The organism is Vibrio ezurae NBRC 102218 (assembly GCF_000467185.1).
In the GTDB taxonomy this organism is placed as follows: domain Bacteria; phylum Pseudomonadota; class Gammaproteobacteria; order Enterobacterales; family Vibrionaceae; genus Vibrio; species Vibrio ezurae.
On record NZ_BATM01000020.1, the window covers coordinates 120066 to 137930 of the forward strand.

Annotated in this window: 21 protein-coding genes and 1 pseudogene; 11 read left to right on the forward strand and 11 right to left on the reverse strand. The window is 39.3% G+C overall.

Translation table 11 applies throughout. From position 1 onward, the window contains the following. The first annotated feature begins 310 nt into the window (after window positions 1-310). Entirely contained in the window at window positions 311-1066 is a 756-nt protein-coding gene (locus tag VEZ01S_RS07980) for an SDR family NAD(P)-dependent oxidoreductase (RefSeq protein WP_021713513.1), read from the forward strand. A 68-nt stretch (window positions 1067-1134) separates the two neighbouring features. On the opposite strand, the gene VEZ01S_RS07985 is transcribed toward VEZ01S_RS07980, so the two are convergent. Together VEZ01S_RS07985 and nadE are read right to left on the reverse strand one after the other, a co-directional pair. After that, window positions 1135-2097, reverse strand: a complete 963-nt coding sequence (locus tag VEZ01S_RS07985) for a transposase (protein WP_021713514.1) — start codon at window positions 2095-2097, stop codon at window positions 1135-1137. A gap of 288 nt (window positions 2098-2385) precedes the next feature. Beyond that, a complete protein-coding gene (gene nadE, locus VEZ01S_RS07990) occupies window positions 2386-3213 on the reverse strand; it encodes an NAD(+) synthase (protein ID WP_021713515.1) in 828 nt (275 codons plus the stop codon). 94 nt (window positions 3214-3307) lie between these two features. Here nadE and VEZ01S_RS07995 point away from each other — a divergent pair, with 94 nt between their 5' ends. Continuing rightward, window positions 3308-3832, forward strand: a complete 525-nt coding sequence (locus tag VEZ01S_RS07995; protein ID WP_021713516.1) for a nicotinate-nicotinamide nucleotide adenylyltransferase — start codon at window positions 3308-3310, stop codon at window positions 3830-3832. 44 nt (window positions 3833-3876) lie between these two features. Beyond that, window positions 3877-4356, forward strand: coding sequence for a hypothetical protein (locus VEZ01S_RS08000; RefSeq protein WP_021713517.1), 480 nt, complete (start codon window positions 3877-3879; stop codon window positions 4354-4356). 46 nt (window positions 4357-4402) lie between these two features. Here the strand turns inward: VEZ01S_RS08000 and VEZ01S_RS08005 are convergent, their stop codons facing one another. Further along, window positions 4403-5002 carry a hypothetical protein gene (locus VEZ01S_RS08005; RefSeq protein WP_021713518.1) on the reverse strand — a complete coding sequence of 200 codons (600 nt, stop codon included), beginning with the start codon at window positions 5000-5002 and terminating at the stop codon, window positions 4403-4405. A 198-nt stretch (window positions 5003-5200) separates the two neighbouring features. Between VEZ01S_RS08005 and VEZ01S_RS08010 the strand changes: the two genes are divergently transcribed. Beyond that, on the forward strand, window positions 5201-6331 hold the full coding sequence (locus VEZ01S_RS08010) for a 1-acyl-sn-glycerol-3-phosphate acyltransferase (RefSeq protein WP_021713519.1): 1131 nt from the start codon (window positions 5201-5203) through the stop codon (window positions 6329-6331). Window positions 6332-6418: 87 nt separating this feature from the next. Here VEZ01S_RS08010 and VEZ01S_RS08015 read toward each other — a convergent pair whose 3' ends face one another. After that, window positions 6419-6721 (reverse strand): DUF406 family protein, encoded by a 303-nt coding sequence (locus tag VEZ01S_RS08015; RefSeq protein ID WP_021713520.1) that lies wholly within the window; start codon window positions 6719-6721, stop codon window positions 6419-6421. Between the two features lie 216 nt (window positions 6722-6937). On the opposite strand from VEZ01S_RS08015, the gene VEZ01S_RS08020 reads away from it, so the two are divergent. From VEZ01S_RS08020 to VEZ01S_RS08035, 4 genes are all read left to right on the forward strand, one after another. After that, window positions 6938-7402 carry a TetR family transcriptional regulator gene (locus VEZ01S_RS08020; RefSeq protein ID WP_021713521.1) on the forward strand — a complete coding sequence of 155 codons (465 nt, stop codon included), beginning with the start codon at window positions 6938-6940 and terminating at the stop codon, window positions 7400-7402. A 329-nt stretch (window positions 7403-7731) separates the two neighbouring features. After that, window positions 7732-8238, forward strand: a complete 507-nt coding sequence (locus VEZ01S_RS08025) for a DUF3087 domain-containing protein (RefSeq protein ID WP_021713522.1) — start codon at window positions 7732-7734, stop codon at window positions 8236-8238. A 180-nt stretch (window positions 8239-8418) separates the two neighbouring features. Further along, window positions 8419-9522: an AI-2E family transporter gene (locus tag VEZ01S_RS08030; protein ID WP_021713523.1), complete on the forward strand. Its 1104-nt coding sequence runs from the start codon at window positions 8419-8421 to the stop codon at window positions 9520-9522. Continuing rightward, a complete protein-coding gene (locus VEZ01S_RS08035; protein WP_021713524.1) occupies window positions 9522-10193 on the forward strand; it encodes a potassium channel family protein in 672 nt (223 codons plus the stop codon). Before VEZ01S_RS08030 ends, VEZ01S_RS08035 begins: the two co-directional genes overlap by 1 nt. A 64-nt stretch (window positions 10194-10257) precedes the next feature. Here VEZ01S_RS08035 and VEZ01S_RS08040 read toward each other — a convergent pair whose 3' ends face one another. Together VEZ01S_RS08040 and VEZ01S_RS08045 are read right to left on the reverse strand one after the other, a co-directional pair. Beyond that, on the reverse strand, window positions 10258-10800 hold the full coding sequence (locus VEZ01S_RS08040) for a YaeQ family protein (protein WP_021713525.1): 543 nt from the start codon (window positions 10798-10800) through the stop codon (window positions 10258-10260). 94 nt (window positions 10801-10894) lie between these two features. After that, window positions 10895-11104, reverse strand: a complete 210-nt coding sequence (locus VEZ01S_RS08045) for a cold-shock protein (RefSeq protein WP_017029576.1) — start codon at window positions 11102-11104, stop codon at window positions 10895-10897. A gap of 350 nt (window positions 11105-11454) precedes the next feature. Between VEZ01S_RS08045 and VEZ01S_RS16530 the strand changes: the two are divergent. Then, window positions 11455-11571, forward strand: a pseudogene (locus VEZ01S_RS16530) (OsmC family protein); the annotation flags it as partial. A gap of 108 nt (window positions 11572-11679) precedes the next feature. On the opposite strand, the gene VEZ01S_RS08050 reads toward VEZ01S_RS16530, so the two are convergent. From VEZ01S_RS08050 to VEZ01S_RS08060, 3 genes are read right to left on the reverse strand one after another with little or no spacing between them, the layout of a single operon-like run. Further along, window positions 11680-12783 (reverse strand): phosphoribosyltransferase, encoded by a 1104-nt coding sequence (locus VEZ01S_RS08050; protein ID WP_021713526.1) that lies wholly within the window; start codon window positions 12781-12783, stop codon window positions 11680-11682. Continuing rightward, window positions 12780-13640: a radical SAM protein gene (locus VEZ01S_RS08055; RefSeq protein ID WP_021713527.1), complete on the reverse strand. Its 861-nt coding sequence runs from the start codon at window positions 13638-13640 to the stop codon at window positions 12780-12782. Before VEZ01S_RS08055 ends, VEZ01S_RS08050 begins: the two co-directional genes overlap by 4 nt. A 55-nt stretch (window positions 13641-13695) precedes the next feature. Then, window positions 13696-14853 (reverse strand): DUF6035 family protein, encoded by a 1158-nt coding sequence (locus VEZ01S_RS08060; RefSeq protein ID WP_021713528.1) that lies wholly within the window; start codon window positions 14851-14853, stop codon window positions 13696-13698. A gap of 505 nt (window positions 14854-15358) precedes the next feature. On the opposite strand from VEZ01S_RS08060, the gene VEZ01S_RS08065 reads away from it, so the two are divergent. Further along, the gene (locus tag VEZ01S_RS08065) at window positions 15359-15754 is read left to right on the forward strand and encodes an OsmC family protein (RefSeq protein ID WP_021713529.1); all 396 of its coding nucleotides are present in this window, start codon (window positions 15359-15361) and stop codon (window positions 15752-15754) included. A 159-nt stretch (window positions 15755-15913) separates the two neighbouring features. On the opposite strand, the gene VEZ01S_RS08070 is transcribed toward VEZ01S_RS08065, so the two are convergent. Continuing rightward, window positions 15914-16207 (reverse strand): putative hemolysin, encoded by a 294-nt coding sequence (locus VEZ01S_RS08070; RefSeq protein ID WP_021713530.1) that lies wholly within the window; start codon window positions 16205-16207, stop codon window positions 15914-15916. Between the two features lie 132 nt (window positions 16208-16339). On the opposite strand from VEZ01S_RS08070, the gene VEZ01S_RS08075 reads away from it, so the two are divergent. Further along, window positions 16340-16858, forward strand: a complete 519-nt coding sequence (locus tag VEZ01S_RS08075) for an NUDIX hydrolase (RefSeq protein WP_021713531.1) — start codon at window positions 16340-16342, stop codon at window positions 16856-16858. Here VEZ01S_RS08075 and VEZ01S_RS08080 read toward each other — a convergent pair. After that, window positions 16850-17623: an ion transporter gene (locus VEZ01S_RS08080; RefSeq protein ID WP_021713532.1), complete on the reverse strand. Its 774-nt coding sequence runs from the start codon at window positions 17621-17623 to the stop codon at window positions 16850-16852. The two genes, VEZ01S_RS08075 and VEZ01S_RS08080, sit on opposite strands and share 9 nt — an antisense overlap. Between the last annotated feature and the right edge of the window lie 242 nt (window positions 17624-17865).

A 17865-nucleotide genomic window follows, 5' to 3' on the forward strand; every position in this document is an offset into this window, starting at 1 on the left:
TACTGCTGGTAGTGAATATGTCCTCAGGCGTTAGCCTTGAGGACTTTTTCATATTAGAGGCAACACTTTTATTGAGGGGACAGTCTTTGATTTATATAAGTTGAAGGGACTGTCCTCAATTTCGCTTAATTTTGATTTTTGTGAACTTAAATCGGAAGCCTTTAGAATAAGGTATTTAAATAAAAAGCATATTGTATTACAATTATGTGAGTTGCTAGAAGGGTGTTGAGTTAGCTTAGATATTTGTACCTAACTATTTGAAAACTAATCCTTTTAGTGAAGCCTAAAATTAAACAAAGAGAACATCAATATGTCTAATAAAGTAGCATTTATCTCAGGCGCAACTGGAGGCATTGGCTTCCAAGTTGCAAAACGTCTTGGTCAAGATGGATACACAGTTATTCTTAATGGTATCGAAGATGACAAAGGCGCTGAGCGTCTAGTTGAACTTAAAGAAGCTGGTATTGAAGCTGAGTACTACGGTTTTGACGTAACTGATGAGCATGCAGTAACAGCTAACATCAATGCTATTGGCGAAAAATACGGTCAAATCGACGTTGTAGTAAACAACGCTGGTGGCCTAGGTGGTCGTAGCCCAATCGAAGGCATGGAAACTGATTTCTTCCGTAAAGTAATGGCTCTTAACCTTGATAGCGCGTTCTTCGTATCTCGTGCTGCAATTCCATTCTTGAAGAAGTCTGATAATGCATCAATCATCAACTTCACATCAAACGCTGCTTGGAATGCTGGTGGACCAGGTGCTGGTATCTACGGTACTTCTAAAGCTGCAGTACACACTCTAACACGTGCACTAGCTAAAGAACTTGCTCCTGCGAACATTCGTGTTAATGCAGTATCTCCTGGCACTATCGATACTCCTTTCCACGCGCAAATTAAAGCAACTAAGCCTGAAGTCTTCGCTTCTTGGGCTAACAGCATCATGCTAGGTCGTCTAGGTCAACCAGAAGAAGTTGCTTCTGCTATTTCGTTCCTAGTAAGCAAAGATGCTTCATTCATCACTGCTGAAACGCTACAAATTGGTGGTGGTCAAGCTCTAGGTATTTAATGCCACATTAGTGCTTGAATGAACGTAAACGGCAGGTCTCAAATGAGGTCTGCTGTTTTTGTTTGTGCTCAATTTAACCAATACATGTGTATTTTTGATTTTCCCAAAAGAAGCTTTGCCTTCTTTGTCTCATAAAGTCTCTCGCTAATCGCAGTTGCCTTGTTATGTCCTAAGTGAGTACAGACCTTAAGCCAATTTTGTTGTTTAAACTTCAGTCTATGTAAAATATGAGGCAGTTGGATATTTAGTGAAGTTTTGCCATTTCTAAACTCTCGTGCTGTCCAGTCAACGAGCTCAATGTATTCCCATAAACCAAAAGGAATAGAGCTCTCATCTTCTTGGTTTCCTTGTTTATTGAAGGGTAATAGATAAGTTGGTGTATTCTCATTTTGCTCTAAGGCATTCAGCCTAGCTTTGAACGAAGTGAATTCGGAATTTTCAGGTGTTTGTGCCATACCAGCTCTGACTGGATTTAGGTCTACGTACGCCATAGCAGACAAAAGGGCCGAATGATCCAATAATGCCTGACTTTTAAATCTACTTTCCCAGAAATGTCCTTTGCAATTATCTTCTTTGTTTGCTCTACAGGAAATTTCAAAGTTTAGTTCTTTCATAAACCAACTAAGATCCCACAGCCGCGATCGCCATATTTCTATTATTTTATGGCATTTTATTTCTTCAGATTTGTGAGTTAATTCTTTCTTTAGCCAACGTTTTATTAATAAAGGCAGTTTGTGCTCAAGGGCCCACCTTTCTACTACTTCATTTTGTGACAAAGCTAATGCTTTGTTTTTATTGATATATAGAACAAGGTGATAGTGATTACTCATAATTGCGTAAGCACAAATATCGATACAATAGCTATAGGAAAGGGAGATAAGTTTTTGTTCTACCCACTGTTTTCTGTGGTCGTAACAAGTATGGGTTTCGTAATCGTGGCCGCACAGATAGCTTTGGCGGACGCAGCGAGATACGCAGTGGTAATAAGGAGTAGCATCAACGGATACAAGTTGTTTACGTGCGGTAGTCATAACCATAGCTCTTTGGCATTAAATAAAATTAGATAGTGTTTATTTAGTTGCCAATTGGGAAAAGATCACTGAATTGGTAGGAAAACCATACTTAATTTAATACTTAGACTGGGAGTTAAACTAGGAGATGGGAGGTTTGCAAATGAGGACTGTCCTCGAATAACAGCTGCATTTATTCCTATTTTCAAAATAGTAAATTATAAAGCTAATTTGGTGTGTGTCCTCGGAGCAGGTATGTCTACGAAGTAGATAGCAGCCACTAAAGTTGAGTGGCTGCTTTGAGGGTGATTAATCGTAGATTGTAGGAATTGGTAGGCGTTTATGCTGGGTGCGCATATAGATATCGATAATGGTTTGTTTTGCTTCTTCACCTAAAGGTTTGCCTTCGAGGAAGTTATCGATATCGTCATATGTAACACTTAGTGCATCTTCATCAGCCTTTTGTGGATCGAGCTCTTCTAAATCTGCGGTTGGTACTTTATTCACTAGAAGTTCTGGTGCACCGAGTGTTTTAGCCAATTGGCGAACTTGGCGCTTGCTTAGACCGAATAGAGGGGCTAAGTCGCAGGCACCATCACCAAATTTTGTATAAAAACCTGTGATATTTTCAGCTGAATGATCAGTTCCTAAAACTAGACCACCTACGAATCCGGCAATTTGGTATTGAGCAAGCATTCGTGCACGAGCTTTTAAATTCCCTTTAACGAAGTCAATTTTTTCTGCAGATTGAGGCATCAAATCTGTGCTTTCTAGCGCTACAGTTGTTGCTGCATGTAATCCATCAACACCTGATGCGATGTTGACCGCAACTGAGTGGGTTGGTTTGATAAAGGAAAGGGCTAATTGCGCCTCGTCTTCATCTTGTTGCTCTCCATAAGGTAGGCGCACCGCAATAAATTGATAGTGTTCATCAAATTCTTGGTTGAGTTGATCGACGGCAACCTGTGCTAAGCGGCCACAAGTTGTTGAATCAACGCCGCCACTAATGCCAAGTACCACTGACTGGCAACCAGCTTCGCGCATTTTCTTCTTGATAAAGTTAACACGTCGCTCAATTTCAAAGTCAACGTCGATGCTTGGGAGTACGCGCATTTCTTGGCGAATTTTCTGTTCCATTGATTAAATGTCCTAAATATTTACAGGCAACTTTTGATATCATATTGCAAATTCCGATTTAGCTCAATTTTCCAAACTATTGAGGGCAATAATAATGAACAAAATAGCGGTATTTGGCAGTGCCTTCAATCCTCCTAGCTATGGTCACCTCAGTGTTATCGAGCGCTTGTCTCACTTTGACCAAGTGTTATTAGTTCCGAGTATCGCACATGCATGGGGAAAGCCGATGTTAGAGTACTCAGAGCGTTGCACTATGATTGAAGGTTTCATTAGTGATATCGCCTGCCACAATGTTGCCCTGTCACGTATTGAACAGGAAATTAAAGCAGAGCAAGAGGGGAGTATTACTACTTTTCAGGTTTTGACAGCGCTACAAGACGATAATCCAGATACTGAGCTGACTTTTGTGATGGGACCGGACAATTTATTTAATTTTGCAAAATTTGATAAAGCAAAAGAGATAATGAAGCAGTGGAATGTACTTGCTTGTCCAGAAACAGTAGCAATACGTAGTACTGAAATACGAGAGAAACTTGCACAACATCAAGATATTAACCATTTAACGACTAAAAGCGTCGTTAAAATATTGCAAAATCAACACTTCTACCGCACAATTTAACATTACGTTGACAGATCTAGCATGGCAAGGGATAAGTGGATTAAGTGACACGACTCAATACGACAGTAGCACTGGTATGTGGCACTTTTATGGCAGGAGCCTCTGAGGCTTGTGTTTTTGATCGCGATCCAACGAGAACCGTTGTATTGGTTAATTCTACTTTGGAGCTATGTGACGACATTATCACTACAGTTGATGAACTGGTCGATGATCTATTAGTCACAACCCATTTAAAAGAAGAGTCAACAACGCTGGATTATTGGTCAAATTGGATGCTAAAAAACGTCGATGATCCTATTTTAACTCAGCGTGTTGAAGAGAGCTTTTTTGGTCTTGGTGTATTTCGGCCTTATGAAATGACATCTAATGACGATGAGCTTTCGTATGAAGAGTGGATTAAGACTTATGGTGTACAATTGAGTGTCGGTATCGGCGAAAAAGACAAACCTCGTGTGCGTCTAGACTATCAATGGCACGATCAGTTTGAAGATGTTTTTCATGTTCAATTTGAAGTCCCTTTTTAGACACTTTCCTCAAACTAATACCAATACTGCCATTGTTTGAAATAGGTTACTCTCCTAAAACAGCTAATCGTGCTGCGTTATAGCTTTGCTCGCTTCCAGCAAACAATACCTTGGCAATCTCAGCTTCTTTTGTGCCGGATAGACGCAGTTTTTCTGCTTCTTTGATGCGCATGACCATCTGATACTCAATGGATAGATCTTTGCTCTGACTATGCCATTGATTCAATTTGTGGCTTAAAGAGGTTGTCTGCAAATTGGGCATGATGTCCAGCAATTCATACTGCATCGCCATAAGTAAAACCTGTTGGTGTTCAGAAGGCTCAGGGACATGCGACAACCGAGCAAATAATGCAATAATCAGTTCACTTGCTTTGACATAGCCGGCTTTATTGGGAAAAGGCTTGCTCAGGCGCTGAGAGGCTTCAACGACCTTACAATGAGTATTCGGGAAGTAACTCAATGCAGACAAACAATTGGCCGGGAGCCAGAAGAAATTGCCTTTATCAATAGCGTATTCAAGCTTGCCTAAACGAACGGTCACTAATCCTTCTACCACATAAATAAGTTGGTGTTTAAGTGTGGGTTTTCTTGAGGTCAATGAGAGGTAGTCAAATTGTTTATCTTCAAATTGTATCGCGTAGTGCATGAGTAAGTTCAGTGTATGTTGAGCGTTATTTGATTAGGTTAGCGCGATATGATGTGTGATGCCAATAGCCACACCGTAAATAAATAGCGAATTACAGCTCTTCGTATGGTCTGACCTTATAAAATCCTGCGCTAACTTGCTGTAAATTGTTTGATAAGCGCGTAAAATCGGCATGATTTTTTGCAAATGATGATGAATATGTCTACTGATAACGATATTTACCAAGAGATTAGACCTTACAACAACGAAGAAATTGCCCCAGCAATTGGTCGACTCATTAACGATGAAGAATTTATTTCAGCAATTTTGAATCATAAATTCAATAATCACGCAAAGTGGTTCCAAGCTTTGATGTCACCACTGGTAAAACTGTATTTGAAAAACCGTTGGGGGAAATTGAACTCTATTGATTCAGTGCAAATTGAGGTCGAAAAGTATTTAAAGAAAGCCCTTGATAGCACTACAGATAGCGTGACGTTTGAAGGTCTTGATAAGCTTGATCAAGACACGCCATATTTGTTTATTTCTAATCATCGTGATATCGCTATGGATCCTGCGCTAGTGAATTATGGTTTGCATAATACAAATCATAAGACCGTTCGTATCGCGATAGGTGATAATTTATTGAGTAAACCGTGTGCAACGGAGTTGATGAAGGTCAACAAAAGTTTTATCGTGAAACGTTCGGCAAAAGGGCCTCGTGAGATGATGAAAACCTTAGGTTTGCTTTCTTCTTATATAAAACATTCGTTAGAAACGGGTAATTCTATTTGGATTGCACAAAAAGAGGGCCGAGCAAAAGACGGAAACGATTTTACCGATCCTGCCATCATTAAGATGATTCAATTGGAAGGGCGTAAACGTAAAATGCCCTTTGCTGAATATGTGAAATCATTGAAAATTGTCCCTGTAGCAATCTCTTACGAAATCGATCCTTGTGATATCGCCAAAGCTAACGAGCTCTATCAAAAAGCAGAAAAAGGTGAGTATCAAAAATCCGAGTTTGAAGATATTGAAAGTATCGTCAAGGGCATTACGGGTTATAAAGGACGTGTGAACGTGAGTTTTGGAGACGTTATTGACAGTGATCTTGAATCTCCAGAAGCACTGGCTGATGAAATTGATCGCCAGATTCATGAAAACTATAAACTTTTTCCGATTAATCTATTGGCTGCAGGCGTAGCCGATAGCACTATCGATCAGGTGACAAAAGACAAGTTTGACGAAAAATTAGCGCAGTTAGAAGAGGGGGCCAAAAGCTTCTTAATTGATGGCTATGCAAATCCTGTCAGAAATGTATCGAAAGATACCTCTGAGTTGGTCGCTTAGATTATTCTCTGCGTTCGAATACAGTAGATAAAGAAAAGGTGAACTTAGTCTGACTAAGTTCACCTTTTTCATTCAGCTAACCGAATATTAGCGAGAAAGAGTACGGCTCTTAAGATCGAAGATAAGTTTTTCTGCACTAACTTCAAATTTTAGTTTAGCGTGAAGCTCAAACTGGCCATTGTTTTCTACGATTTCAACTTGTTCTTCAACGGCTGAGTTTACTTCTTTAGCCAGTGCCAAATAGTTTTGAAATTCAACTTCTACCGCTTCTTTACTTGAAGAAAAAAGTGAAACCTCTGAAGTCTCATCACCCACGTTGATAACAAAGCCCATCTCGCCTGCAACACCGCATGCTTCACAAACTTCAGGTTCTTTTGTTACTTTTGACATAGTCAATCTCCTATAACGATTTGTTTCAGTTTACATAGCAATGGAGGGATCAGCTACAAAAATATTTGTAAGATCTAAACATTTATTTGAAAACGTGTATTGAGAATGTCATTTTGTCATTTGATTGTCAGGATAACGGCTGATACATTGAATCTCCGTTCTGGCTGTATGAGTATGATCTAAAACAAGATTCATTATCGTATATAGGTCAGTGGTATGCCAAAGCGCAGTAAAGAAGATACAGAGATAACCATCAGTAAAATTATGGATGCGGTAATAGAGCAGTTACTGACTATGGGTTATGACCAAATGTCGTATTCCACATTAAGTCAATCCACAGGGGTATCTCGTACAGGAATTAGTCATCATTTCCCTAAGAAAATCGATTTTGTACTGAAGCTTGAAGGGCGCCTTTTTGAGCAATTATTAGCGCATCTAAATATTAGCTCCCAACTATCGGATTTTTCTAAAAGCTGGGTAGACTCTTTAGAGTCAGCGGAATTTCTTGCCATACTGCGTTTGATGCTTCATCACATCACTATCTTTGATGGTGCACATCAGTTCACACAACAAGGTCTAAACCGTCTATCGGCCTTGTCAGTTGAGATGTACGGTGAACAAGGGAAAAAAGAGTTAGAGCGTTTATTAGGACTGTCTATTATTCGTTTATCAAGTTCCTAAATAACATCCACACCTTCGTAGTCACATATATTCTGAGGACAGGCACCGAATGTAGTAGGGACAGGCATCAAATGTAATTGGTACAGGTTTCTTATGTTGAGGGGTTAGTTTCAAGGACAGGCACTTTAAAATGATTTGCTCAAAATTATAATATATGGCACATATTCAATCGGTTGAGTTGTGTATAATGCCTGCCGCTGTAAGTTTTGAACGGTAGTACTACTCAAGCTATGCGTCTTGATAGGTTGGAATGCTTGTTCTGTGAGGGGCGATTTTAAATCTCATCGTCACGGTCATTTACTAAACATTGCACAAATAATGGATCGTTAATGCAATTATTGAACATCAACAAGCAACAATATCGTGAGCGTTTAAATGTGGTTATTATTGCCTGTATTGCGGGTCTAACCGCATCGAGCTTAGTGATTTCTCAGACTTTGATTCATTTTATTCCATCTGAATCAGGCTCTCATTTTCATTGGAACGCTCTGGGCGTTGTGGTGAGTGCTGGTCTATTGGGGATGACATTACTGAAACTGAAAACTCACCCAAAGATGAAGGAAGTAGTGTATGTTTGGGAGTTAAAACATGCGCTTAACTTAATTTATCGCAAGAATAGACAGCTACTTGAACAAGCTAAACTGGGCAATGAGCAAGCGATGCTCGCGTTGCAGTTTAGTTATGATGGCTCACGTCAGTTATGGCAGTTGGATGACAATACTATCACTATGGACAGCTTAAATCGGTCGCAACAACAGCTTGATGCTTGGGTTAATCAGTACGGTGTGACATTGGATATCACCCAATACCATTCAAAAATTTTAAAGTCATTTTAATTATATTCTTAAAGCTCATTTGCCTATGTATTAACTTTTACCTATAAGCCTTTTTATATCAAACGTTACTCACAATTAAACACTTTATTTCTCAAAACATAAAAAGTTTCTCAGTTGTTCATAACTTATTTAGAAAAGCATCTAAACTACAGTTAGAAGATTGTATTACAAGGACTTTTTATGAACACTTCTCAGGATTTCTCGAAGCAGGCAATTGACGCTTTTATCAAAATCGTTATTGTTGGAATACTACTTTATCTGTGTTTTCAGATACTAAAACCGTTCATTTTACTCATGATATGGGGTGCAATTATCGCCACAGCGCTCTTTCCTTTGGTCAAAGGTATTGAGAATAAGATAGGTTTATCACAGTCAAAATCCAGTTGGCTATTGTCTCTATTTGGAGTGATGTTGCTCATTTTACCGTCCTACTTTATTGGGGACAGTCTATTTAGCAGTGCAGGGGATGTGTACGATCAAGTTCAAAGTGGCAGTTTGCATCTTAAACCGCCATCAGAGAGTATCAAAGCTTGGCCTATCATTGGTGAAAGGCTATATAGCACCTTACTTGGTTTTTCAGCCAATTTGACGGCAGCACTTATCCAACACTCTGAACACGTTAAAGATATTTTAGGCGCCGTTCTTTCTACTGTTGGGAGTGTCGGAGGCAGTGTTCTTCAATTCACGATTTCGTTGTTGATTGCTGGCGTCTTTATGGCAAACGCACAGTCTTGTGAAAAATCTTTTCGACAAATATCGATACGTTTAGCAGGAAGCTACGGAGCTCAGTTTACACAAGTGTCCGTATCGACGGTTCGTAGTGTAGTCCAAGGTGTTATCGGGGTTGCAATTATTCAATCTGTGATGGCTGGAGTCGGACTGTATTTTGCTGATATTCCATTTGCTGGAGCCTGGATGCTCGCGGTACTAATTGTTGCCATTATTCAGCTTCCTCCTATTTTAGCGTTAATTCCAGCGCTGTTTTTTGCATGGACAACCGATACCACATGGGTTGCCGGTATTTTCACAGTATGGTGCGTATTGGTTAGCGCCAGCGACGCTATGTTAAAACCTATGTTGATGGGGCGAGGCACAGATATTCCTATGTTAGTGATTTTGCTTGGTGCAATTGGCGGGATGGCAATGTCAGGTATTGTTGGCTTGTTTGTAGGTGCGGTCGCGCTGGCGGTCACTCATCGCTTGTTTCTTGCTTGGCTTGCTCAGTCCGATGCTGAAGTTATCCAGCAACAGCCGGATCATACTCTGACTCAAAAAGAGACGTAATGATGGCGAAAATATCAGAGCGCGATAATTTCCTATATCTGTTTGTGGCGTTGGTGGTCTTATTGGCGAGTTGTGCCATTGTAGAGCAATTTTTGGGTACAGGGCAGAGCGTTATTTTATTAGGATTGCTGTTTTGTATGTCTGCATCCATTTTTGGTATCGAAACGGCAAAAGTGAAAACTCGTGGTTGGTTGAGCTTTCTGGTCGTACTGGTGATGTTCTCGTCATTGGCGTCTATTTTTAAAGCCGCTAATCTTTCGATTGTTTCTCTGCTCGCCTTGATCGTGTTTGTTGGTCAATATTTAAAGCACGCTACGTTACTGATACTAAAAGCGCCAAGCATCGACAGAAATCAGATTGTAGGATCAATCTGTATTTATTTGATGATGGGCTTGTGGTTCGCTTTTGTGCAACTGCTATTGCTGGAGTTATTAGACGGAGGGTTTAATGGGATTGAATACCAGCCTTGGTTAGATAACCTGTCAAAAATGATTTACTTTAGTTTTATCAGTATGACCTCGGTAGGTTATGGTGCGATTTCACCAAGTGAGCCTCTCACTCGATTTATTGCGTATTTTCAAGCGATTGCCGGCGTATTTTATCTTGCGATATTGGTATCGAGTTTAGTCAGTGCGGGACTGTCCTCAAAAAGTACGGATGAAGAGGGGTAAAGTGATAGTCGGCACAGGTATATGAATTGACGTGATAGAGCATTAGTCCTATCACGTCTTCGATTTATTGTGTTTGTTGCAATTCAGTGACGGTAATTTCTGAATTTACATCACCTAGGGTGGCAAACATGGAGTTTCCTGAAATCATTAGGCTGAGATCGTTGGTGCGTTCAAGCCCTGTGACTAGTTCACTGATAGGGGCAAAGTCAAATTGGGTAATATTGACCTTAAGATCGCGCAGCGCCGATTGGTTTTTAGAAAACCACACATCCGATTTATTTTCATTAAAGGTATAAATGTGCGTTTGCTTTGATTTCCGAGCGGCTTTTTTGACTCGGTCGGAAGAAGGTTCACCGACTTCAATCCAAGTCTCAATATCACCAATATCTGAAAGCTCCCAAATATCGGGTTCTTCTTGATCTGACAAGCCTTTAGTAAAGGTTAGGTTTGGAGTCGCATTTAAACCAAAGGCTAAAATACGAACAAGCATACGAACTTCGTTTTCAGAAGGGTGCTTTGCTACCGTTAGGTTAATATCTTCAAATCGATTACGGTTCGTGTCTGCAATATTTACACGAAACTTAAAAATAGTGGGTTTGAGCGCCAAAGTGAGAGTTCCAGGGAGTGGATATAGGCGGATGATTATATAGGGAATAGCAATTAAAAGTAAGCCAGTAAGCTACTGGCTTACTTAGCGCAAATTATACCGCGCGAATTTGTTCTGCTTGTGGGCCTTTTTGACCTGTAGTAACAACAAATTCTACTTTTTGGCCTTCAGCAAGAGTACGGAAACCGTCGCCTTGGATAGCTGAGAAGTGAGCGAATACGTCTGGACCGTTTTCTTGTTGAATAAACCCAAAACCTTTAGTTTCGTTAAACCATTTTACGGTACCAGTAACTGTGTTTGACATTGTCAGTTTTCCTTTACATTTTAACTAAATTTGGCCTGTTGCGACCATTCTAAGAGCTTGAAAATAAGTTGTATTGGCCGCTGATAAGCACACAGGAGATCACTCTCGAAGATACGCTACAACATCCAAAACAAATTTTTCTGGCCTGATTCAGTGTATAGAGCAGAGTGGATAAGTCAATGAAATCACAGGTATAGACAAGGGTACAATTTGTAAAATTGTTAAACGTCTTCAATTTTTTCCATATGAAACTTAAACTTGCTCGTTTTGCAATGTGATCGTCATCTTTTTGATTGTGAGTTGCTTAGTGCACTCTATACAATAAGAGCAAACTCGCAGAGAAGTTAATTATGCAAGCGACCGTATCTTGGGTTGAAGGGTTTAAACTTATTGGTGAGTCCGAGTCTGGTCACTCAGTAGTACTTGATGGCAGTGGCGGTGAAACAGCGCCAAGCCCAATGGAAATTGCATATTATCCGTAATTTAACTAAGTTTTAATATATGCCTATGCCTATGCCTATCGAGTAGAGAGCCACTTCATAGAGTGGCTCAATCGAAGCATTAAGATCCTTTATTTAGCTGCTTGTACCATACAAACGAGCACCCATATCTTTTTTCCCAGTAGGTCTATCTTCTTTATTCGAAAATCCTAAACAATGGAAAGTAACTTTGTTGCTAAGAGCTTGTAGCTTAGGAAGTGATTTAATATTGATGCATAGACAGATAACATGAATCTGTTTGTTGTAGTTGTTTGGTAATTTTTTCACAATATCTTCAATTGTTGCGCCTGTATCAATTACTGAGTCAATAATAATAACATCTTGATCCATGGAAAATAAGTCGATATTATCGCTACCTTGATGGTATGTAGAGTATTGTCCATCGAAGTTATGAACAAAGCCATTTGCTATGAAGTTACCTGAGCGATCCATTGAAATGACTTGATAGTTTTTCTTTCCGATATCTATCTTTGAATGAAAAGGTTCTTCAATTAAACGTCCAATTTCAAGGTGTCGCTCCCTAAGATCCGAAGGTTTAAGATCAAAATCAAACTGGTCTTGATACTTGCTTCTTAACTCTTCGTTTTGAGGTAATAAGTAGCTATTCAAAAATGTAACGTCAGAGAATCGTTTGCTTGTAAATTCGCCATTTTCATAAGTAGAGTTTAAAAAACCAAATTGAAGATTGTTTTTAAGACAATAATTCTCGGCTGCCTGAAATTCTATTTCTGAAAGCTCTTTCAACTTGTTTTGGCTTTTTAAGTTTCGGAAACGAGTTTCAGCAAGATTGTCATTTTTAATATTTATATTGATTTGGGCAGATGATGCATTCAAAAATATCAATCCATCGCTAACAGAACGATTTTCATTAGCCATTGCACTGATTCTAATTCCTTGTTCAAGGTTATCTACAAACATATGCCCATCGAAAAATGAGAATTTATTTATTTCTTTGTCATAGTAAAGTTGATAATGAAACTTGTTTATTATGACTTCCCGTTGCTCGATTGGGAGGTTGTTAATTTCTTTTAGGGATAGACTTTCACTATCTAAAAATGCAAACAATCGAGATGATGTTTGAACAGCAACACCACCTTCAACACTGTCTGCAAGAAGCTTTGTTGCAGTGGTTTTACCTGAGCCTTCTAAGCCAACCACGAAGTAAAGTTTGTTATTCATTTATTATTATTCTCTTTTAAGTATTGAATAGACCTATCCGCTATTCTCTCCAAGTTACCTGAGCTTTGAACCGCTACTTTTATGCTTGATTCTCTATTGATTGTGGCACATGAGTAGCACGCATCTTTCGGGTTTTTATCAGATAGGTAATTAATTACTTGTTTTAAGCTTGTTTTTTCGTTGACAAGTAACCCTTGGTCATCCAAGCCTTTTTTGGCGATTCGAGAGCAACTAAAAATGCGGCTACGCTCTAAGCTGACATCAAACTTCCTGTAAAAACATGTTTGCCAATGGTGTTCAGTTTCTTCTCTACTGTTATACACTTCGGAAAGAAGGTCATCCCAAGCATCTTTTCGTCTAAAATCGATGTTGCCTTTAAAATTATGTCCTTGAAGAAATTCAGTCCATGCAGATTCAAAAGTATTTGTTTTGATATAGTCACTAATAACAATGCTATCTAAAATACTAAGTAACTGAGGTGGTAAGCCTTTCGGGTATAGTCCATTTGTTACTAATTCAACTTCTCTTGATACGCCTATATCTTTTATCTTCCTTACAGTTGTGTACAAATCTTTAAAAAGGGTTGCTTCACCGCCAGCAATTATGATTTTGTTGATTTTTACGCCACAGCGTTTTAAGTTTAATAAAGCTTCTATATGTTCATCTATGCCCAGCTTACTGTAAGGGGGCAGTTGATTTGGGACGTTAAAGCCACAACCAATGCAGTTTAAATTACATTGTGAATTGACAGATATCTCTAACTCTCGAATGACCCCCTCAGAGAATACATTAGCCAATTTTCTTGTTCTTGAAGAAGAGTTATTTGCCAAGCTATTTGTTTTTTGTTGTTGCTTCAAAGTGGTTCCTTGCCTTGTTGAATATGTTTAATTGCATTATGAAAAAATAGAGCGATTAAGTTATTTCGTGACCGCATCGACTGCATACTGTTAGTCTTCCCATCTTTCGTGGTTTTCCGATATTCATGCACTTTCTACATATTAAGGTATCTCCCAACGATTTTTGGGAAGAGAGCGTATGAAGAGGCTGTTTTGCTCTGTGGGTTTTATCTTTGTATTGCTTAGGATTTGGGAAATGAGCGTAAGAGCGTTCTAATTTATCGAGACGCTTTTGTGCTTCTTGTTCTTGCTTTATCGCTTCATTCCTAAGACGTTCTTTTTCCTCTTGTTCTAACTTTAGTCTCAGCTTTTCGTCATTAATCTGTTTAATTACCTGTGATCTGAGCTGTTCGGTATCAATGAAGTATGTCTTCTTACTACTCTCATCATATTTGAGCATAGAAAAGTCAACAATTTCAGAAACCCACTGATGAGCAATTGATAACTCTTCTGTCATGTATGGTTGGCGATAATAGCATTTCAGGACAAGTCGATTATTGAGTTCAGATTCATGATTTGCTTCTTGATTGAAAACAAAAATATTTGCTTTGTTCGCATAGGCAATATCGAGAGTTGTGAATTTGTCAGGAGCAAAATCAAGGAAAACCCAAGTTATATACGCCTCGTTATTTTTGTAAAACTCTTCTCTACTAATAATAACATCAAGGAAAGTGGTTGATACTTGAAGCTCAAATACGACTTCTCGTTTGTCAGATAGTAATTGAGCTGAAATATCAGGTCTTCGCCAGCGTTTAGCAATCCCCACGGGATTTTTCTCCCTGAACGTTTTTTCAATATGTATTTCATCAGTAAAGAGAGGATCAGACTTTAAAAGTTCGGCTAATTTTTGTTTACCTTCTCTGTGCAATCTGCCTTCTTTTTGACCGTTGTACTTCATTGCCCGAATCTCTTCCATAGTAAGATTCGTAGTTGTTTTGATGGGACAATCTTCGGAGTCTTTCACATGAGCAAAGAAGGTTGTTCGCTGTGGTGTTGCTCGTAAAACCACGGGTTGAAAGCAAACATTGCATAGAGCGATAGGATTAGTTTTCCTATTTTTGGCAATTGCAGTCCTTAGTTCGAAAAACTCTTGTTCTTCGCAAGCATCTAAGAACTCATTTGCGTCAATTACCTTGTCTTCGTGTGCCATAAAAACCGAAGTCATATTCCTCATAACGGTTTCCTCAACCATTCCATCAAAATATATTGTGCACCTTATCGCTCGTGTGCAAAAATACAGTATGAAAGCATGTGAACCATATCAGGTTTTGTGTATAAGTGATTAAATTCAACCACCTATCATCAATAAATGTCAGATGTAGTTTACGTAAATACGCTTATTACTAATCTGTATCAAAGTTGTTAGAGGTGTAATAAATGAAGATAATCCAGGTCGATGCTGAGAATGTTGTTATATAATGCCTTGACTAAGCCGAGAGTATTAGATGAAAAGCTTCGGGCAGAACTTGGTTTACCAAGGCAGATTTTTACTAAAGCTATTAATTCTCTCTCGTCAAGCAACAAGATTATTTGTTCTCCCGACACAAAGAAGAAATGGGTTCAACGATAGGTTTAATCAAATACGATGGTAAACTAAGAACCATTGACGAAAGTAGCATCGATACAGAGAAGCCACTCTTTAGAGTGGCTTCTTCACGATTAGATAGGAAGTATGAATTATGAAAGCAGAAGTTAAGTGGATTGAAGATCTGAAATTTGTTGGGAAAACAGATAAAAATCAAGAGATTACAATAGCGAGTGGCGACAGCACTTATTTATCACCAATGGAAATGGTATTACTCGCCGCAGGGGGGTGTAGCTCTGTTGATGTTGTGGATGGATTAAAAACGGCCAATCAGAACGTAACTGGCTGTGTGGCTAAATTATCAAGTACTCGTCGTGATACAGCGCCTAAATACTTTACCCAAATCAACATTCACTTTGAGGTCTCTGGAGATGAACTTGACCCTGCTATTGTGGCAAAAGTAGCGCAAGATTCTCTTGAAAAGTACTGCTCAGTTTGCCTAATGCTTGATAAAGGGGTGCAGATGACGCACTCATGGGAAATTATATAGAGGCTGGCTACTAATGTAAGCTCGCAAAATGCATGTTGATGAAACGTCATAGGTGATTGGCATTAAGTGCTTACCCTGTAAGTAAAAACCCCCGAAGAAGGTATTCAACGGGGGTTTTTAAATCTTCAACCAACCAATGATCAGTGTTTGAAATATTGACTATTTTGCAGTCATATCATCGGTTTGAGCTTGGCTATCTGGACGCTCATCTTCGTGGTTTTGATAGTAATACTCCCAGATCTCGTATTTTTCACTGTCAGAGAGTGCACAGTAAGTCACACGGCTATTGTTCTCGGTGGTACGTATAATGTCATAATCTTGTTGTACACAATACATTGCCGCTTTGCTGGTTGTTGCATCCCAGTCTTTTACCGCGTATTCGTTATCTTTGCTCGCACAGCCTGCAAGTAACACAGTGCCAGTCATCATAGATAATAGGAGGATTTTCTTCATTACTATTGGCTCCAAAGAACTAAATTATTTTAACCTGTTTGATTCAGTGTACGAGATATCGCAGTTAATTCAATAGTTAACCAAAAACTCCGTGTTAAAATAAAGGCAATTATCCTTGTAAAAATGAATTCAATGCGACACCTACATACCCAAGTTCATCCCAGTTTAGCAAAACTTGATCAGCAGACGATCATTCAAAGAAAAGCCACTAGAGCCATCGCTTTACGAGGTGAGCAAATATTATTGATGTACACCGAGCGTTACCATGACTACTCCTTACCCGGAGGAGGCCTTGATGAAGGCGAAGATGTTATTGCAGGTTTAGTGCGTGAGTTGCAAGAAGAAACGGGCGCACAAAATGTACGTGATATAGCACCGTTTGGCGTCTATGAGGAGTTTCGTCCTTGGTATAAAAACGAGGCGAATGTCATGCACATGCACTCTTATTGCTATGTTTGTCTGGTAGATGAAACGTTAGGTCGACCGAATTTAGAGGAATATGAGATCAATAATGGTATGACGGCGGTATGGGTGAACATCCACGAAGCTATCAAGCACAATGAAAACACCATTGCCAAAAGCGCTAAAAAAGGTTTAAGTATTGAACGAGAAACCTTTTTATTGCACTTAATTGCAAAAGAGCTACTTTAAGTTTTGTTGCTTAATGAGATCTTTTAGCTCACTGATTTCATCGTGCAACGCATGGATGTCGTCTTTTAGTGCTTGGCGCTCTTTGATTTCTTGTTGCTGCTCTTGTTGTTCCCCTTCAAGCATAAACCAATTTGCGACTAACCCGGTAAATGTACCAAACAAGCCAACGCCAGCGGTCATTAATATGGCCGCTACCATTCGACCAAAAGTGCTGACAGGGTAGTAGTCACCATACCCTACGGTGGTGATGGTAACGAAAGCCCACCACAGTGCGTCACTGGCATTGTGGATGTTGGAATCAGGCAGTCCTTTTTCAAATTGCAAGATACTAATCGCGCCGAAAATCACCAACAAAACAGACACGCTAGCGACAATGGTAAATGTGCCTTTCCGGCGATTGTGAAATAAGAAGTTAAGGATGATTTTTGTTGAGCGAATTGCTCTTAGGATCCTAAAGAAGCGGACCAAATGTATAAAGCGCCCATAACGCAGGGTATCCACCATTGGGATACTCGAAAGAAGATCAATCCATCCCCATTTCATAAAAACCCATTTATTGGGCGCGCGGAAAAAGCGTTGAAAGAAATCTATTAAAAATACACCACAGACGAAGGTATCTATAATGGTCAACAGATCAAGGGTATCTTCTGGAAGATCAAAAGCGTTTTCTACAAAGAGCGTAAGCAGTACATAAATGGAAAGAATAAGCGTTAAAAACTGTATTGGGCCTAGCTCTCGTTGTGCTTCTTGTAATTTTGGATTCATAGTTAATGACAATTAAAGTGCGATGAGTAAAGAGCCTAAATATCGCTACAGAGCGTTAGGCGAAATGAACTTGTGCGAATGTATCTCAATCGATAAGAATATTATAGTGCCAGTGGTCAGGTTAATATCAAGAGTGCGATCACAGACCGAAGTGGCGAATTAAATTGTTATAGCACTATTATTTATGACATTAATTGCAAAAGCATGTCGTTGAGTATAATTTGGACGACTGCGTTTATTTT

What these genes read in the sequence shown, in the direction of transcription:
- VEZ01S_RS07980 (WP_021713513.1), top strand. Translation starts at nt 311, where the DNA reads ATGTCTAATAAAGTAGCATTTATCTCAGGCGCAACTGGAGGCATTGGC.
- VEZ01S_RS07985 (WP_021713514.1), bottom strand. Translation starts at nt 2,097, where the DNA reads ATGACTACCGCACGTAAACAACTTGTATCCGTTGATGCTACTCCTTAT.
- nadE (WP_021713515.1), bottom strand. Translation starts at nt 3,213, where the DNA reads ATGGAACAGAAAATTCGCCAAGAAATGCGCGTACTCCCAAGCATCGAC.
- VEZ01S_RS07995 (WP_021713516.1), top strand. Translation starts at nt 3,308, where the DNA reads ATGAACAAAATAGCGGTATTTGGCAGTGCCTTCAATCCTCCTAGCTAT.
- VEZ01S_RS08005 (WP_021713518.1), bottom strand. Translation starts at nt 5,002, where the DNA reads ATGCACTACGCGATACAATTTGAAGATAAACAATTTGACTACCTCTCA.
- VEZ01S_RS08010 (WP_021713519.1), top strand. Translation starts at nt 5,201, where the DNA reads ATGTCTACTGATAACGATATTTACCAAGAGATTAGACCTTACAACAAC.
- VEZ01S_RS08015 (WP_021713520.1), bottom strand. Translation starts at nt 6,721, where the DNA reads ATGTCAAAAGTAACAAAAGAACCTGAAGTTTGTGAAGCATGCGGTGTT.
- VEZ01S_RS08020 (WP_021713521.1), top strand. Translation starts at nt 6,938, where the DNA reads ATGCCAAAGCGCAGTAAAGAAGATACAGAGATAACCATCAGTAAAATT.
- VEZ01S_RS08025 (WP_021713522.1), top strand. Translation starts at nt 7,732, where the DNA reads ATGCAATTATTGAACATCAACAAGCAACAATATCGTGAGCGTTTAAAT.
- VEZ01S_RS08030 (WP_021713523.1), top strand. Translation starts at nt 8,419, where the DNA reads ATGAACACTTCTCAGGATTTCTCGAAGCAGGCAATTGACGCTTTTATC.
- VEZ01S_RS08035 (WP_021713524.1), top strand. Translation starts at nt 9,522, where the DNA reads ATGATGGCGAAAATATCAGAGCGCGATAATTTCCTATATCTGTTTGTG.
- VEZ01S_RS08045 (WP_017029576.1), bottom strand. Translation starts at nt 11,104, where the DNA reads ATGTCAAACACAGTTACTGGTACCGTAAAATGGTTTAACGAAACTAAA.
- VEZ01S_RS08050 (WP_021713526.1), bottom strand. Translation starts at nt 12,783, where the DNA reads ATGAATAACAAACTTTACTTCGTGGTTGGCTTAGAAGGCTCAGGTAAA.
- VEZ01S_RS08060 (WP_021713528.1), bottom strand. Translation starts at nt 14,853, where the DNA reads ATGAGGAATATGACTTCGGTTTTTATGGCACACGAAGACAAGGTAATT.
- VEZ01S_RS08065 (WP_021713529.1), top strand. Translation starts at nt 15,359, where the DNA reads ATGAAAGCAGAAGTTAAGTGGATTGAAGATCTGAAATTTGTTGGGAAA.
- VEZ01S_RS08070 (WP_021713530.1), bottom strand. Translation starts at nt 16,207, where the DNA reads ATGAAGAAAATCCTCCTATTATCTATGATGACTGGCACTGTGTTACTT.
- VEZ01S_RS08075 (WP_021713531.1), top strand. Translation starts at nt 16,340, where the DNA reads ATGCGACACCTACATACCCAAGTTCATCCCAGTTTAGCAAAACTTGAT.
- VEZ01S_RS08080 (WP_021713532.1), bottom strand. Translation starts at nt 17,623, where the DNA reads ATGAATCCAAAATTACAAGAAGCACAACGAGAGCTAGGCCCAATACAG.